At 51.5% G+C, this 17,035-nt stretch carries 18 protein-coding genes; all 18 read left to right on the plus strand.

Annotated elements, in window-relative coordinates:
- Nucleotides 1-27 precede the first annotated feature (27 nt).
- The 18 genes from IPQ00_05390 (at nt 28) to IPQ00_05475 (ending at nt 16,969) form a co-directional block, all read left to right on the plus strand.
- Entirely contained in the window at nt 28-672 is a 645-nt protein-coding gene (locus tag IPQ00_05390; GenBank protein MBL0239996.1) for an adenylate kinase, read from the plus strand.
- 62 nt (nt 673-734) lie between these two features.
- Entirely contained in the window at nt 735-1,520 is a 786-nt protein-coding gene (gene map, locus IPQ00_05395; protein ID MBL0239997.1) for a type I methionyl aminopeptidase, read from the plus strand.
- Between the two features lie 309 nt (nt 1,521-1,829).
- Nucleotides 1,830-1,943 carry a 50S ribosomal protein L36 gene (rpmJ, locus tag IPQ00_05400; protein ID MBL0239998.1) on the plus strand — a complete coding sequence of 38 codons (114 nt, stop codon included), beginning with the start codon at nt 1,830-1,832 and terminating at the stop codon, nt 1,941-1,943.
- Between the two features lie 18 nt (nt 1,944-1,961).
- A complete protein-coding gene (rpsM, locus tag IPQ00_05405) occupies nt 1,962-2,345 on the plus strand; it encodes a 30S ribosomal protein S13 (protein ID MBL0239999.1) in 384 nt (127 codons plus the stop codon).
- Nucleotides 2,346-2,410: 65 nt separating this feature from the next.
- Complete coding sequence (rpsK, locus tag IPQ00_05410; protein ID MBL0240000.1) at nt 2,411-2,806, plus strand: 30S ribosomal protein S11; 396 nt, start codon at nt 2,411-2,413, stop codon at nt 2,804-2,806.
- A 138-nt stretch (nt 2,807-2,944) separates the two neighbouring features.
- Nucleotides 2,945-3,577 (plus strand): 30S ribosomal protein S4, encoded by a 633-nt coding sequence (gene rpsD, locus IPQ00_05415; GenBank protein ID MBL0240001.1) that lies wholly within the window; start codon nt 2,945-2,947, stop codon nt 3,575-3,577.
- A gap of 96 nt (nt 3,578-3,673) precedes the next feature.
- Complete coding sequence (locus tag IPQ00_05420; protein MBL0240002.1) at nt 3,674-4,690, plus strand: DNA-directed RNA polymerase subunit alpha; 1,017 nt, start codon at nt 3,674-3,676, stop codon at nt 4,688-4,690.
- A 67-nt stretch (nt 4,691-4,757) separates the two neighbouring features.
- Nucleotides 4,758-5,261 (plus strand): 50S ribosomal protein L17, encoded by a 504-nt coding sequence (gene rplQ, locus IPQ00_05425; protein MBL0240003.1) that lies wholly within the window; start codon nt 4,758-4,760, stop codon nt 5,259-5,261.
- Between the two features lie 20 nt (nt 5,262-5,281).
- Nucleotides 5,282-5,803 (plus strand): acetyl-CoA carboxylase biotin carboxyl carrier protein, encoded by a 522-nt coding sequence (gene accB / locus IPQ00_05430; GenBank protein MBL0240004.1) that lies wholly within the window; start codon nt 5,282-5,284, stop codon nt 5,801-5,803.
- A 113-nt stretch (nt 5,804-5,916) separates the two neighbouring features.
- Nucleotides 5,917-7,266: an acetyl-CoA carboxylase biotin carboxylase subunit gene (gene accC / locus IPQ00_05435; GenBank protein ID MBL0240005.1), complete on the plus strand. Its 1,350-nt coding sequence runs from the start codon at nt 5,917-5,919 to the stop codon at nt 7,264-7,266.
- Between the two features lie 191 nt (nt 7,267-7,457).
- Nucleotides 7,458-7,727, plus strand: a complete 270-nt coding sequence (rpsO, locus tag IPQ00_05440; GenBank protein MBL0240006.1) for a 30S ribosomal protein S15 — start codon at nt 7,458-7,460, stop codon at nt 7,725-7,727.
- 259 nt (nt 7,728-7,986) lie between these two features.
- Nucleotides 7,987-10,113, plus strand: coding sequence for a polyribonucleotide nucleotidyltransferase (pnp, locus tag IPQ00_05445; GenBank protein MBL0240007.1), 2,127 nt, complete (start codon nt 7,987-7,989; stop codon nt 10,111-10,113).
- Between the two features lie 343 nt (nt 10,114-10,456).
- Nucleotides 10,457-11,059, plus strand: a complete 603-nt coding sequence (locus IPQ00_05450; protein ID MBL0240008.1) for a PEP-CTERM sorting domain-containing protein — start codon at nt 10,457-10,459, stop codon at nt 11,057-11,059.
- A gap of 81 nt (nt 11,060-11,140) precedes the next feature.
- Nucleotides 11,141-12,097, plus strand: coding sequence for a PEGA domain-containing protein (locus IPQ00_05455; GenBank protein ID MBL0240009.1), 957 nt, complete (start codon nt 11,141-11,143; stop codon nt 12,095-12,097).
- Nucleotides 12,098-12,351: 254 nt separating this feature from the next.
- Entirely contained in the window at nt 12,352-13,521 is a 1,170-nt protein-coding gene (locus IPQ00_05460) for a hypothetical protein (protein MBL0240010.1), read from the plus strand.
- Nucleotides 13,522-13,634: 113 nt separating this feature from the next.
- Entirely contained in the window at nt 13,635-15,026 is a 1,392-nt protein-coding gene (locus IPQ00_05465; protein ID MBL0240011.1) for a glycine--tRNA ligase, read from the plus strand.
- 117 nt (nt 15,027-15,143) lie between these two features.
- Nucleotides 15,144-16,262, plus strand: a complete 1,119-nt coding sequence (locus IPQ00_05470) for a DUF4118 domain-containing protein (protein ID MBL0240012.1) — start codon at nt 15,144-15,146, stop codon at nt 16,260-16,262.
- On the plus strand, nt 16,259-16,969 hold the full coding sequence (locus IPQ00_05475; GenBank protein MBL0240013.1) for a response regulator transcription factor: 711 nt from the start codon (nt 16,259-16,261) through the stop codon (nt 16,967-16,969). Before IPQ00_05470 ends, IPQ00_05475 begins: the two co-directional genes overlap by 4 nt.
- The last annotated feature ends 66 nt before the right edge of the window (nt 16,970-17,035 follow it).

Genomic DNA, 17,035 nt, shown 5'->3' on the forward strand with positions numbered 1-17,035 from the left:
TAGGTGGCTCTGTGGTGAATAGTTTTGATGGATAAGATAATTGTTCTCATAGGTGCACCCGGAGCAGGAAAAGGCACGCAAGCACGATTGTTGCAGGAGCGTTGCGGAATACCGCAGATCTCGACCGGTGATATGTTCCGCGAAATGAAGTCGCTTGACACGCCGCTCGCACGCGAAGTGCAGGAGATAATGGCATCGGGGAATCTGATCTCGGACGAGATCACTTACAAGATAGTCCGCGAACGAACGTCGAAGAGCGACACGGCCGGAACATTTCTGCTCGATGGATATCCTCGAACGGCTGTTCAGGCAGAACAGCTTGAAGAACTCGCAGGCGAACAGGGCAAGGAGATCGTGGCGATCGAAGTAGATGTGCCGACTCAAGAACTGCTCAAACGGCTCACGGGCCGACGAAGTTGCCCTGAGTGCGGTGAGATATACAATATTTATTCAAAGCCGCCGAAAGTTGAGGGTTTCTGCGACAGTCATCCCCAAACGGAGCTCGTACACCGTGCTGATGATAATGAGGCCAGCGTCAAAACTCGTCTGGATAATTATCAGATAAATACTCAGCCCCTACTCGAATATTACGATAGTTCAGGCCGACTGAAAAAGGTGAATGGAAACGGCGAGGTCGAAGATATTTTTACGGAAATGGCCGCAATGGTCTAGATTGAAAGATGGGTTCGGGTGCCAACATAAGCAATGTCTGGCGGTATCTGACCGGAAAGAAGATGATAATCGCGAAGACAGCCAAAGATCTGGATAAGATGCGAGCCGTGGGCGAATTGATCGCCGAGGTCCGCGAGGCTCTGCGCGTAATGGTCATCCCCGGCGTTTCTACCCTGGAACTCGACACGGCGGCTGAAAAAATGATCCGCGATGCAGGGGCCATTCCCACGTTTATCGGCTACCACGGATTTCCATATTCAATATGTGCATCGGTCAATCACGAGATCGTTCACGGTTTTTCTAAGCCTGACCCGCTCAATGAGGGCGACATTATTTCACTTGATATGGCTGCGACTTTCGAAGGATTTGTCGGCGATACCGCGATGACGGTCCCGGTCGGTGAGATCACGGACGAGCTCAAACAGTTGATCTGCGTCACCGAAGAATGTCTCCACCTCGGAATTGAGGCCGCGCGAGTAAATAATCGAATAGGCGACATTGGCTGGGCCGTGCAGGAGCACGCTCAGAAATTTGGGTACGGGATCGTCCGTGATTATACGGGACACGGAATCGGGCGGGCGATGCACGAGGCTCCGCAGATCCCGAATTACGGACGTCCGGGAACAAAAGAAAGAATTCGAGCCGGATATTGCTTTGCAATTGAACCGATGCTCAACTTGGGGACGCACGAAACGCGAACCCTTAGTGATAAGTGGACCGTTGTTACTTTGGACGGAAAGCCTTCAGCACACGCAGAACATACACTTGCTGTAACCGCTGACGGGCCGGAGATACTCACTCTGACCAAAGAGCAGAAAAAACAGTTGGCGGCAAAGGTCGCCGCCTGACTTGAAAAAGTTGCGCAAAAACGTTAACATCAACGGTTTGTCCAACTAGAAAGTTGGTTGGCTTTAGAATGTACGTCTAAAGAAAAAGCGATAGAGGCCACAGCGGCCGTTTGGGAACCTTGCCGAAAGCAATGTTCGAGGTCGCAATGGACGTAAATCAGCACGAGGTCCCGGCACATATTCCGGGAGGGATGTGGAAGATGATTATTCATATCATCCCAAGGTGACAAAGTTCTAGTCGGACTTTCTCGATTCGACCTTAGTCGTGGCTGTGTAACGTATCGCGATAGTTAAGACAGGGGAAAAGCAATGAAAGTGAGACCTTCAGTTAAAAAGATCTGCGATAAGTGCAAGATCATTCATCGTAAAGGCGTAGTTCGTGTAATTTGCGACAATCCGAAGCATAAACAGCGTCAGGGATAGGTTTATTTAGGAGACATTATGGCTCGCGTAGCAGGAGTTGATTTACCGCCCAATAAACGGGCACAGGTTGGAATGACCTACATCTATGGTGTAGGCAAGTCGCGTGCGACGGAAATCTTGGATAAGGCCGGTATCAGCATCGATGCCCGCATCAAGGATCTTAGCGAAGACGAGCTGAACAAGATCCGTACGATCCTGGACACCGACGGCAATATTGAGGGTGATCTCAGAAAGCGCGTTCAAATGGACATTAAGCGTTTGATGGACATCGGATGCTATCGCGGCCTGCGTCATCGACGTGGACTGCCGGTTCGCGGACAGCGTACCAGCACGAACGCACGCACCCGGAAAGGCCCGCGTAAGGCAGCGGTCGCCAAGAAGAAGGCACCAGGTAAGAAGTAGTTATCAGTGAGCGGTAGTCGGTAAGTAGGATATCTGCTTGCATCTGCCGCTTACAGTTTACATATATGGCAAAAGCACCAGCAAAGAAGACTTACAAGAAGAAAGAGAAAAAGAACATTCCGGTCGGGATCGTTCACATTGCAGCGTCGTTCAACAACACGCTAATCTCGATCACCGATGCTAACGGCAATTTGGTCGCACAGTGTTCGTCGGGAGCACGCGGTTTCCGCGGTTCGCGAAAGGGAACGCCGTTCGCCGCTCAGCAGGCGTCGTCAGAGGCCGCTCGCAAGGCAGTCGAAGCCGGAATGCGTGAGGTGGAGGTTCGTGTCAAGGGCCCGGGCGGCGGTCGTGAGTCTGCTATCCGTGCGGTCAGCCAGGCCGGGATCCGCGTTACCGCGATCCGCGACGTGACGCCGATCCCACACAATGGATGCCGTCCGCCGAAGCGTCGACGCGTCTGATATTTTTTATTAAGGATATTTTTGGCACAGTGTCAAAAATATTCGTTTTTTAAGTTACGTTTCAACTATCGAAAGGATGAAGGGTGATCTGTCACCTGTAAACTTTTCCGTTAGAGAACGGAGGCAGGAAGATAACAAATGGCTAGATATAGAGATGCGGTGTGCCGATTGTGCCGTCGCGAAGGTGGAAAATTATTTTTGAAAGGCGACCGGTGCTTCAAACCGTCGTGCGCAATTGAAAAGCGTGGAACCAACCCGCCGGGACAGCACGGAGCGGCCCGTCGCAAGATGCTCGCCGGCTACGGCGAACAGCTTCGCGAAAAGCAGAAGGTGAAGCGTATCTATTTCATTCTCGAAAAACAGTTCCGCAACTACTTTGAAAAGGCTCGGCGCCAAAAGGGAGTTACGGGCGAGAACTTGTTGTTTATGCTTGAGCGTCGGCTGGATAATGTCGTTTACCGTTCAGGTTTTTCGACATCACGCCGTCAGGCTCGCCAACTCGTGAATCACGGGCATATCACCGTTAACGGAAAAAAGGTGGACATCCCGTCGTTTCAGGTTAAGGCCGGCGATGTAGTTACCGTCAAGGACAAGAGCCAGAAAAATACGCACGTAGAGGGTGCGTGGCAGACCTCGGCGGGTCGCGGACGGCCGTCGTGGCTGAGTGCCGGTGCGGTGGAATTTAGCGTATCGGTTTCGGGGACTCCTCGTCGTGAGGATGTCGGCGCAAATATTAACGAACAGCTTATCGTCGAACTTTACAGTAAGTAACGCAGTCGGTTTCCGGTTTTTGGTCGAATTGACCCTGGGCGATCCTGCCCAGGCAAAGGCCAAAAGCCGGAAACTAAAAACTATTTTAAAACGCATATGACACAGAGTAATAGTTGGACAGATTTTCAAATGCCGAGCCGTTTGAATGTTGAGACGGAAACCCTTACGGAACGTTACGGGAAGTTCTACGCCGCTCCGTTCGAACGTGGGTTTGGTACAACGATCGGAAACTCGATTCGCCGGGCTCTCTTGTCGTCGATCGAGGGAGCGGCCATCACAGCCGTTAAGATCGATGGCGTCGAGCACGAATTTTCGTCGATCAAGGGCGTTGTCGAGGACGCGACGGATGTAATTCTTAACTTAAAGCAGGTTCCGTTCAAGTTGCACGGCAGCGGCCAGAAAACGCTTTCGATCAGCAAAAAAGGAGCGGGCGAAGTTACTAGCGCCGATATTGAGGCCGACGGCGACGTCGAGGTCCTTGATAAGACGATCCATATCGCAACGATCAGCTCTGGCGGTTCGATCGGGATCGAAATGAGATTAAAGTCCGGTCGGGGCTATGTATCGGCTGAGGTAAATAACGACGAAGACCTGTCGGTCGGTTATATCCCGATCGACTCGGTCCACACGCCGATCAAAAAGGTAAACTACACGGTGGATCAGACCCGGCAGGGTTCGAACACTGAGTTTGACCGGTTGACGATCGAAGTTTGGTCGGATGGTTCGGTCAAACCGGAAGATTCGATCGGCCTGGCAGCCAAACTGGTCAAGGATCATATGGCCATCTTCATCAACTTCGAAGAAGAGGAAGAAGAATACAAATATGAGGATATTGCCCGTCCGCCGCTGATGCGTAACGACCTATTGGATAAATCGGTCGACGAACTCGAGCTTTCGGTCCGCTCGTATAACTGCCTCAAGAATGCAGATATTCGCTCGATCCGGGACCTTATCCGCCGTAGCGAAAAGGATATGCTGAACACCAAGAACTTCGGCAAGAAATCGCTCACCGAGATCAAGGATATGCTTCACGGTATGGGGCTCGATTTCGGAATGGACTTTGACGAGCAAGGCAATCCGATCCCGGGCTCGGGTGGGAGAGATCTAGACTAAGAGTACGGAATCCGGGAAGTCGGCAACTTGCCGTCCCGGTTCGGAATGACTCGAACGACTTAACGAAATGAGACACTTAAAAGCACATCGTAAATTGGGCCGCACCAGCGAGCATCGCATGTCGCTGCTCCGCAATCTGGCGACTTCGCTCATCAACGCGGACAAAGAGCACATCGTGACCACCGTACCGAAGGCAAAGGAACTTCGTCCGTTCATCGAAAAGGCGATCACGCTTGCTCGCAAAGCACAGAACTTATCGGGTGACGATGCTGTTCTGCGCGGGGTTCACCTGCGACGGCAGGCAGCACGCTTTTTCCACGCTGGCAACAGCACATTCAAGGCTGAGCAGAGCCGTTTCCGTGGTAATAAGGGTGAGGCGAAAGAGCCGATCGTTCGTACCGCGGGCGTAAAAGCCGTCCAGCGGCTTTTCAATGAGCTCGGAGAGCGCTATAAAGACCGTACCGGTGGTTATACGCGTATCATCAAACTCGGCCGCCGTGTCGGTGACAATGCTGAAATGGCCGTCATCGAATTGGTGGATAACCCACGGGAACTTGCTGCTAAGGGCTAGTTCATCGGAGGATTGCCGGTATGATCGATAACACTGCTCGGGCCAAGGACGATAACGTCGTCGAAACGAATGTGAGCAAGACCGAAGGAGCATCATTCAATATGAATGAACTCCAGGCACTTGCCGAACTGGTAAACGAACACGGCTTCACGGATTTTGAGTTCGAAAACGAGAACATTCGTGTACGCCTCAGCAAAATGGCGGCGGCGCCCGTCTTGCAGTCGGCACCTGCAGCAGTTCCGGCGGTAAGTTCAGCACCTGCTGAATCGGCACCGGCGGAAGTTCAAGCTGATCCTGATGCCGGCCTTCATAAGATAACCTCGCCGATCGTTGGAACATTCTATCGCTCACCAGGGCCGGAGAAGGACGCGTATGTCTCCGAAGGGAGCAATGTGTCGGCTGAGACAACCGTCTGCATCGTCGAGGCGATGAAGCTGATGAACGAGATCCAGGCTGAAGTGTCGGGCGAGATCATCAGGATATATGTCGAAAATGGGCAACCGGTCGAATTTGGCCAGGCACTTTTCGGCGTGAGGAAATAGTTATTCGCCGCGGAGACGCAGAGACGCTGAGAGAAAGCAAGGAAAGGAGCCTTTTGCCGACCCTGATTTCATAAACTCGACGACTCAAGGTCTCGGCGGTTTATTTTTTATAAATGCGGGAAATTCGTAAAGTACTGATCGCAAATCGTGGTGAGATCGCTTGCCGCATAATTTGGACGTGTAAGGAGATGGGCATTAAGACCGTCGCCGTCCACTCCGAAGCGGACCGGGAAGCATTACACGTACGGTTTGCGGATGAGGCGATCTGCATCGGCCCGGCGGCGTCAGCCGAAAGTTATCTGAACATCCCGGCGATCATCAGTGCCGCTGAGATCACAAATGTTGATTCGATCCATCCTGGCTATGGTTTTTTGGCCGAATCGGCAACGTTTGCCAAGATCTGCGAAGATTGCAATATTAAGTTTATCGGCCCACCAGCGGATGTGATCGCGATGATGGGTGACAAGGTCGAGGCAAGACGGACGATGGCGGCCGCCGGCGTGCCCATCCTCCCGGGCAGTCCGGACCCGATCGAATCTGCCGAGGAAGCACTCAAGATCGCCCTGGAGATCGGCTTTCCGCTGATCATTAAGGCGGCAGCAGGCGGCGGTGGACGCGGAATGCGTATCGTCCGTGAAGAAAGCGAGCTCCAAGGGAGCCTCGAACTTGCCCAAACCGAAGCTCTGAATGCCTTTAAGAACGGTTCGGTCTATATCGAGCGATATATTGAGCGGCCGCGTCACATCGAGATCCAGGTACTCGCGGATGAGCACGGCAACGTTATCCATCTCGGCGAGCGTGAGTGTACGATCCAACGTCGACACCAGAAATTGCTCGAAGAAGCTCCATCTTCCGCGATCTCGCAGGAACTTCGTGACAAGATGGGTGCGGTGGCGGTCAAGGCTTGCCAGGAGATAGGTTACACAAGTGCGGGTACGTTCGAGTTTTTGCTCGATGAAGACGGTAGTTTCTATTTTATGGAAATGAACACCCGTATTCAGGTCGAGCATCCGGTTACGGAAATGGTTACGCTGGCGGATATCGTCCGCAATCAGATATTGATCGCAACCGGCGAGAATATTGGCTACTCGCAGGACGAGGTGCAGATAGTGGGACACTCGATAGAGTGCCGCATTAATGCCGAAGACCCCGTCAAGTTTACGCCGAGTCCCGGTAAGATCACGGCATTTAACATTCCCGGCGGGCCGGGTGTTCGTGTCGATACGGCTGTTTACCCGGGTTATGTCGTACCGCCGTATTACGATTCGATGATCGCAAAACTTATCGTCCACGCCCGCACCCGCGAACTTGCGATCGCTCGTATGCGGAGGGCACTCCAAATGATGGTGGTAGAGGGAATCAAAACGACAATTCCGCTTCATCTCAAGATAATGGACGATGAAAATTTCCAGAAAGGTGAATTTTCGACCAAGTTTATGGAAGAGTTCAAATACGAGATCTGATCAACATAAAGCCAATAGGCATAAGGTTGTTAGCTTAAATTCATAAGTTGATAGAATCTCCGGAATAGTAGATAATCTTTTCAGAATTACTTTGCACTTTGAGTTATAAGTTATTCAATAAATTTTGTGGTTTCCGTACAAGTTTACGGAGTTACTGCGAGCAATAGGAGAGGCTGATACAGCAAGACAATATGTCAACAGTTAAAGAAGTAAAAGAACAAATCGTAGGTGACTACAAAACCCATACGTCTGATACGGGTTCGTCACAAGTCCAGATAGCGTTGCTATCGCAGCGTATAACCGAGCTTACAGCTCATTTCAAGATCCATAAGAAAGATAACAATTCGCGTCGCGGCTTGCTGATATTGGTCTCGCGTCGAAGGAAGCTCCTGGATTATCTTAAGCGTCGTAATATTGACGCTTACCACGAGATCATCAAGAAGTTAGGCCTGCGTCGTTAAGCGTTTGGCTGGAGAGCAACGGCCGCGTATATTGAGCCACGGCCGCTTTCCATTATTTTGTGGAACGAAAATATAAGAGCCGCTTCGGGCTTTTGAGACAAGATATCTTCGCGAAGATTTTGCCGGTGGTTGCTGAACGTGACAGTACACTACGCCGCCGGTTAAATGAAGGTCATCGGAAAAAATCAGTAGTTGTTCAAAGACGAAAGGGCTTCACGGCACAGCCTCCTTTCGTCTTTGTTTTTTTGAGGAACAGATAATGACAAATAAGAAATATTTGAATGAATCGATCAAACTCGGCACAAGAGAGTTGATCGTTGAAACAGGCAAGGTTGCCAAGCAGGCCGATGGTTCGGTCGTGATCCGTTATGGCGATACGATGCTGCTCGTAGCGGCCGTTTCCGCCCGCACAGCCAAAGAAGGGCTGGACTTTTTCCCGTTGACAGTTGAGTATCGCGAGAATTCATTTGCCGCAGGCCGCATTCCCGGAAACTATTTCCGACGTGAAGGCCGTCCGTCGGAAAAGGAGATCTTGACGTGTCGAATGATCGACCGTCCTGTCCGACCGCTCTTTGCAGACGGCTACCGTTTTGAAACCCAGATCGTCGCATCGGTCATCTCGTCCGATGCTGAGAACGATCCGGATGTCATCGCGATCACGGGTGCGTCGTGTGCCCTGTATCTTTCTGACATCCCATTCCACAATCCGATCGCCGGTGTTCGAATTGGCCTGATCGACGGCAAGTACGTCATTAATCCCACCTTTGACGAGCGCCGCGAGTCGCAACTTAATTTGATCGTTGCCGGTACTGAAGAAGCGATCTGTATGGTCGAATGCGAGGCCGACGAAGTCGAGGAGACCATTATGGTCGAGGCTCTGATGCTCGCTCACCGCGAGATCAAACGTCTCTGTCTGTGGCAAAAGGAACTCGGCAAGGCTCTCGAGATCACAAAACGAGAGTTCACTCCGCCGACGCTCGACGAAGCAACGGTTGCTGAAGTTGAAAAGAACTTTGCGGACAAATTACGTGCCGCACTGGATTCGACCGGTCGTGACAAGATCGCGGTTTACGCCGGCCTCGACGCTCTTAAGAAAGAGGTTGTTGATAGCTATCCGGACGACGATCCGGCGAAGCGGTCGATGGCCGCGAAGGCGTTCGGCCACCTTAAGGAAAAGATCTTTCGTGAGGATATGCTTGTTAATAAGCGTCGTCCTGACGGCCGCCGTTTCTCCGAGATCCGACCGATCTCGGCTGAGGTCGGCTGGCTGCCGCGAGTTCACGGTTCGGCACTGTTCACCCGCGGTGAAACGCAGGCGATCGTAACTACGACACTCGGTACCAAGATGGACGGCCAGTTTATGGATGATCTGGAAAAAGGCACCATCGACCGCCGATTTATGCTTCACTATAATTTTCCGCCTTACTCAGTCGGAGAAACCGGCAGATTTGGAAGCACGTCACGCCGCGAAACGGGCCACGGCAACCTCGCCCGCCGTGCGATAATGTCGGTTCTGCCGGATGACACTGATTTTCCTTACACTATCCGTATCGTCTCCGATATTACTGAATCAAACGGATCTTCGTCGATGGCTTCGGTCTGCGGCGGTATCCTGAGCCTTATGGATGCAGGTGTGCCGATCAAAAAGCCGGTCGCGGGCGTGGCTATGGGCCTAGTAATGGAGGGGAATCGTTACGCGATCCTTTCGGACATCGCCGGTGCCGAAGACCATTACGGCGATATGGACTTTAAGGTGACGGGGACCGCGGACGGAATCACGGCACTTCAAATGGATATTAAGGTTGGCGGTATCAACGCGATGATCTTGCAGGAAGCCCTCGAGCAGGCGCGCAAGGGCCGTCTGCATATCCTCGAGATAATGAATCAGGCTCTAGCCGAACCACGCGAGAGCCTGTCGGAATTTGCGCCGAGGATCATCACGCTGATGATCAATCCGGACAAGATCCGTGATGTTATCGGGCCGGGCGGCAAGATGATCCGATCGATCACCGAGGAAACCGGTGCCAAGATCGACATCTCGGACGACGGTACTATACTGATCGCGACTGCCGACGGCGAAGCCGCTCAACTTGCGATCGCACGCATCAAGGCCCTTACGGCTGAGGCCGAGATCGGTGAGACGTATATGGGTACGGTTTCGCGTATCGTGGACTTCGGTGCGTTCGTTGAGATAATGCCGGGACTTGACGGCCTGCTTCATATTTCCGAGATCTCAGACCGCCGTGTACGCGATGTGCGTGACGAACTCAAGGAAGGCCAGCAGATCCTCGTTAAATGTATCGGGAAAGAAGGCAACAAGATCAAGCTTTCTCGCAAAGCGATCATCGCTGAGGAAAAGGGCAATGAGGCCGGCGGTGATGAATAATCATCGCGGTAAATAATTAGTCTTCGATTTAGGAAATCAGGTCCGGTTATTACTTTCTTGTGGTAGCCGGATCTTTTTTTATTGGTTTAGACAATTTTTTGAAAATAAACTTTGAGAAATATGGAAAATGGCCGCGATTGACCATATCTTCCCACTGAATCATAAGAAATACCGGGATTTGCTAAGCAGTAATTTGAAAATTGAATATTATACGTGCATTTGCCTGCCGTTTTTGATATGTTTCTAGAACTGCCCCGAAATCCTGTTTTACACTGCGAGTGCCAATCGTACAGTGAAAGTACATTTCTTTTGCGCGAACTCTTTTTTTGGTTTAGTTATGAGAATGAAGAAAAATAATCTTAGGGCAATGCTGTCTGTGATCTGCTTGATGTCGATCGTAGCCACATTCGTCAAGGTCGAGGCTGGCCCTGTTCGTTTTGATCAGGTCGTACAGATTATGAATCCGACACCGGGTAAGGCTGAGACAAGTAGCTTTACGCGGATACGGCTCGTCAACTATTACGACGGATTTGTGGTAGGCGACGATGGCGATGATGACAAAAAGGCAGGCATAACTAAACAGGATGGCCGCGTCATTACCGAGACCAAAACGGACATTGTCGAAGACGATGTGTGCGATTGTGTCGAACCTGAAGTGGTCAGCAAGTTTCCGAAGTGGGCTCTTCTCGGATTAGCAGCGATACCGGTTGCACTGATCCTGATCAAGCGTAAAAAGGATGAGCCGACGCCGACCACGCCGACGCCAACTCCGACGCCGACCGTCACACCGACACCGACACCGACCGTCACACCGACGCCGACTCCGCCGGAGCCAGTTCCTGAGCCGGTTACGATCTTGCTGTTTGGAACAGGATTGGCATCGATCGGTTTGGCCGCTCGACGGAAATTCGGTAAGAAGAAAAAGGGCGAAGAAGAAGGTAAATAAGCTCGATTAAGGGATTTGCGGCACAAGAGCCGCTGCCGGGTGGAACAAAACAATCCGGCCAAAAGATCAGGGGAAATTAAGATGCGTGTTACTCGATATAGTTTTTTATTAATTGTCGGCCTAATGCTGACGATCGGAATTTCGACGGCGTTTGCCTCGGCTGACGATAGCGGCAAGAAGCGTCCGAAGGATGCCGGTACTTTGAGTATTCGTACAACGGAAGAAGCATTTCCGGTAAAGATCGACGGAGTCGAACGCGGAATGACCGGCGTCGGGACACCGGCGGAATATTATCTTACACCGGGCACTCATACGGTCGAGGTTTTAGGGCCAAACGGAAAGATATGGAAGAGTCAGATCGAGATAAGACGCGGCCAGAAACATTGTGTTTGTCTTAAGATCGTTCGTGAGACCATTAGCCGGCCCTGTCCATACAATTTCCAACTTGGTGGACCCGATCGGGTAAATGAGGGTGACCTTGTGACATTTGCCGCCGTCAATACCGGTTCGGCACCTGTACCGATTCGGTACGCTTGGACGGTATCGCCGGGCACGATGAAAGTCGATGGTCAGGGAACGCCGACAATCACAGTCGATTCGACGGGACTTGGCGGTCGGACGATCAATGCTGAACTCGATGTAAACGATGACGTTTATGATAATAAATGCCGTCAGGTCATCTCGGTTCCGACGGATGTAACTCCGCGAAAGCCCGATGAACCATTGAAATACATCCTCTGTGATGAATTTGAATCGCGTACGGCCGACGATGACAAGGCTCGTCTCGACAATTGCTCGATCCAGGTTCAGAACATCCCGGATGCTCAGCTTTACATCTACATCTATCAGGGCACTGACCGTGCGAGTATGACTCGAAATACCTATGATCGTTTGTCGAAACGGGCACTCGATTACCTTGTCAAATCAAGAGGGATCGACCCGCGTCGGATCATATTGCAAAAGGGCAGCGACCGAGCCAGATCGACATATCAGATCTACATCGTGCCGCCGTCAGCGATACTGCCGGTTATCCAATAACTGAATAAAAAGTAGTAAGTAAATAGGGTGCACCTTGACGGTGTGCCCTTTTTTTCCGTTTGAAAGATGCCGCGAGAATATCCTTGCCAATGTGTGATATTCCACGTTTTCCTAAACTATGCTGTCGTAAAGTCGAGCATTAATGCCACTTGATGTGTTGCTCCAAAGCGGCACGCTAATTGCGCGAAAGATGATAGGGATTACTTTTTCGCTTATTGTTTTGCACGACGGTTTGGTACCAACGGAGGTGGCATATGCGATCTATACTACGGTCAATCGGACTCATTTTGACGCTCGCGGGCGTTGTTGCGGCGCAAGCAACAGGCTCGTCAGTATTCAGCTATAGCTTTGGGAAGGGCGGAAGCGAGGCCAAGACGGCCGCCGTCCATCTAGAAGCGTGGATCGGCAAGGGGATCTTGGATAAATTCCCGTGCGTCGATCAGATGGATATGGATAGCGTGGTGGCGATTTTGGATAATGAGCGTCAACGCCAACTGCTCAGTGGGGATGCGGACGATGCAATTCTAGAGAATGTTGCGTCTTCGATCGGGGCAGATTACATCATCGTTGTCAGAGGGACAACGATGGAAAATGGCAAAACCTACCTAAACGTGGTGGTTATGGACACACGTACTGGGCGGGCAGTCGTCCGCCGAAGCGGAGAGCCGGCAAGCGGCGAAGCGTTGGTGGATGTAATGTTGGGTCTCGAAAAGCAGTTGATGCAGGACATCTCCGGTCTATTTAAGGGGAAATGTACGCCCCATTGGTCCGGAACGATCACTTTCACTTACAAATACGAAACCAGAGAGCAAAAAGATGAAAGATCTCCCGGTGGAGATAAGGGAGTGAATACACGGTCCTATCTCTCAACCTGGATGACAGAAAACACCATTCAGGCAATTCTCAACGGAAAAGGAGGTGAGGATCCTAATAAGTCGTCGGCCACGGTTATCCATCGTTTCAAACATACCGACCAACACATCGTGAACGAGAACATTGCAACGTGGTGTCGGCCGCCCAACGCCAATTCCTACTGGAAGAGGCTTGTCAACAAAGAAAGCGAAATTGGTACAGATCAGGGGGAAGCAAGCTCTGTTGAGACGGTTTGGGTGACGATTAATCGTTCAAACGGCACGTATAAGATTTCAGTGAAATATCCGGCGGTGAAGGCCACATCCAAGCGTGAGATTACCGCGACAGGTGTCGCGTGTTTCGATGCAAAACCAAGTTCGGCGGTCTCGACCGGTGATGCAGGGCCGGGTAGCGAGGAGTATCTCAAGGATGGAAATGGAGAGGTCATAGGCGAATTCGATCCTAAGAATCCTGACGTCCTGAGTGGAACCACCACTACCGGCGACGATACCAGCGGCCGCTATACTGTTAAATGGAATCTTAGGCTTGTTAAGCCGAAATCATCCAAATGATATCTGTAGCGATGGCGGGAAGCAACGACGCGTCGTTGTGAATTGTCTGAAATCATTAATGTAGTTTTTGAGGTACAAGCCTTAGGTTGTAAAATCACTTCTTTACAACCAATATGTCAGCACCAAATATCGAAACTATAGTCTCACTTTCAAAACGCCGCGGATTTGTCTTTCCGGCGTCGGACATCTACGGCGGTCTTGGGTCATCGTGGGATTACGGCCAACTCGGCGTCGAACTTGCCAATAATATCAAGAAAAGTTGGTGGAGTTGGATCGTTTACGAGCGCGACGATATCGAGGGTGTAGATTCGTCCATCATTCAGAATCGAAACGTCTGGAAATACAGCGGTCACGAGACCACATTTAGCGATCCGCTGGTCGACTGCCGCGATTGCAACGCAAGGTTGCGCCTGGACAAATTGGATGTCGATCCGGCCGACGATAAGGCAATGTGTTCGAACTGCGGCAAGAAAAATCTGACTGACCCAAAGGATTTTAACCTGATGTTTCGCACCACTGTCGGCGCCGCCTCGGCCGAGGATGATCCGTCGGCACTCGCATATTTGCGGCCCGAGACTGCTCAGGGCATATTTATCAACTTCGCCAATGTTCTGAATACATCGCGACGCAAATTACCTTTCGGCATTGCTCAGATCGGTAAGGCATTTCGCAATGAAGTTACGCCCGGCAATTTCATCTTCCGTACGCGTGAATTCGAGCAGATGGAGGTCGAGTATTTTTGCCGTCCGGAGGATGCACCGCGAATTCATCAGGAATGGATCGATAGCTACGACGAATGGCTCGGCACGCTCGGCATTTCCCGCGACAATATCAAACACTACGAACAGACCCCGAAGGAGCTTGCCCATTATTCTGATCGAACCGTCGATTTCCTTTATCGATTTTTCCCGGAGCGTGAAGACGAAGAGAAGCAGTTTGACGAGTTACTAGGTATCGCCAATCGAACCGACTACGACCTTCGGGTGCATTCGAAAAAGCCTGCGGACGCTGAAGGAAAGCGAATAAATTCGGATTCGACCGAGGACCTGTCATATTTTGACCCGCAGACTAACGAGCGGTTTTATCCCTATTGCATAGAGCCCTCGATCGGCGTCAACCGGACGCTGCTGGCGGTGATGATGGATGCCTACACTGAAAAAACTAACGACAAGGGTGAAGTTCGGGTTATTCTCAAACTAAAACCGTCACTCGCCCCGATCAAGGTTGCCGTGTTGCCGCTCGCTAAGAATAATGAGGGCATTGTGACACTCGCAAAGCAGCTCAAACGCGACCTGCAGCCATCAATGAGGGCAGTCTACGACGACACAGGCGGCATCGGAAAGCTGTACGCCCGGCAGGACGAGATCGGAACGCCGTTCTGCGTCACGGTCGATCACGAATCACTCGAAGACAATGCCGTCACCGTCCGTAACCGCGACACTTGGGAGCAGGAGAGAGTCCCGGTCGGCGGACTCGAGTCGTACTTGTCAAAAAGGCTACGGTAAAAGCATAACGGGAAATCGAATCGATTGCGGACAAACACTCTGGCCGACGTGCTGACGTGACACCGTTATGCCGCTTTGTATTTGGCTATAAACTGGGTCAGAATTCAGTTTTGGTTTGTGATGCATCGGGAAAACATTTTTCATTCAAAATTCGTTGGGTTCGGGGTGTCCGTGTCGGCGGTGTTGGTTGTTACGCTTTTCCTCGACCTTGTCTCGGACGAGATCAACTCGACGACGGTGGCTCTATCGCTCTTATTGGCCGTATTGTCGTCAGCGACTTTCTTTGGACGAAACCCAGCATTGCTTGCATCATTCGTAGCGATGCTTTGCTTTAACTATTTCTTTATCCCGCCTGTCCAGACCTTGACGATCTCCGACCCACAAAATCTGGTCGCTTGGGCTGCGTTCACAATAACAGCGATAGTCGCCGGCGAATTGTCGGCATATGCACGCCGCCGTGCCAATGAGTCGGAACGTCTTTATGCGGCGTTACAGACGGCGTTCAAGACAGCTACACAAGCAGAAGCCTTTCGGCAAAGCGAAAAGCTTAAATCAGCGCTTCTAGACGCCGTGACGCACGATCTGCGAACCCCTCTGACTGCCATAAAGGCATCAGTCACAACTCTACTGGACAGCGAAGGCGGACATCGCACGATCGAATTGAACAGCGAGGGCCGTCAAGAGTTTCTGGAAATAATAAATGAAGAGACTGACCGGCTTAACGGATTTATCGAAGGAATGATGCAACTTGCACGTATCGAGGCAGGTTCTGCCGCCGCAACCGGGACACTGTCGAGCATTGAGGAGATCATAACTATCGCCCTCGAACGTGCAGAACCGCTGCTGGTCGATCATCATCTGATCGTAAACCTCGAAAATGAGTTGCCGCTGATACGCGTTGACGCTCGTGCGATCGCGGAGGTGGTTTACAATTTGGTTGAGAACGCGGCAAAATACTCGCCAGCGGAAACCTGTATAACGATCACTGCCGCTTTGCACGGCAACAGTGTTTTGATATCGGTAATGGACGATGGGCGAGGAATACCGCCGGAGATGCGGGAGCGTGTTTTTGAGAAATTTGTCCGACTTGATGACGATGTAGTGGGCGGATTGGGGCTCGGTCTTGCGATTGCCCGCGGCATCGTCGAAGCCCAGAACGGAGCGATCCAGATCAGATCGGGGGACAACGGCAAAGGGACAAAGATTATTCTGACACTGCCCATCGGAGAGGAATGAGCGAGAACAAAAAGATCCTTATAGTTGACGACGAATCGCAGATCACGCGTGTGCTGCGGCATTCTCTGACGGCTCATCGCTATGATGTGCGAACGGCGGCGGATGGCGTTTCAGCCCTCGAAACTTTCCACGATTGGCACCCCGACCTGATAATTACTGACCTTCAAATGCCGGAAATGGACGGCATTGGGCTTTGCCGGGAGATTCGCAAAGTGTCAACCCTGCCGGTGATCGTCCTCTCAGTTCGCGGGGAGGAAAAGACCAAGGTTCAGGCTCTCGACGCCGGGGCGGACGACTATATTACCAAGCCGTTCGGTATCGAGGAGTTGCTTGCACGCGTCCGAGCATCGCTCCGCAGGAATACTACGTCGGTCGATGACGAACTCGCAACTCTCAATGACGGCGATTTCAGCATCGATGTCGCCATGCACAATGTCAATGTTCGCGAAGCGGAGATTCATCTCACTCCCAAGGAATTTGATCTGCTCGTATTTCTGTTCCGCAATCGCGATAAGGTGATCACTCACCGCGCCATCCTGGCGGCGATCTGGGGCGGCAATTTTACTGAGCAGACCGAGTATCTCCGTGTTTTCGTCGGCCAACTCCGCAAAAAGATCGAGGTCGACCCCTCGCAGCCTAAATACATCACCACCGAACCGTGGGTCGGCTATCGATTTCTCACATCAAGTCATAACCGCCAGCGTTAGCCGTCGGATTTTTTACATCTTTACGAACTTTTTATAAACCCCTTACTTATCCCTTAGCAGAGACTC

Source organism: Chloracidobacterium sp., from assembly GCA_016720705.1.
GTDB lineage: Bacteria > Acidobacteriota > Blastocatellia > Pyrinomonadales > Pyrinomonadaceae > OLB17.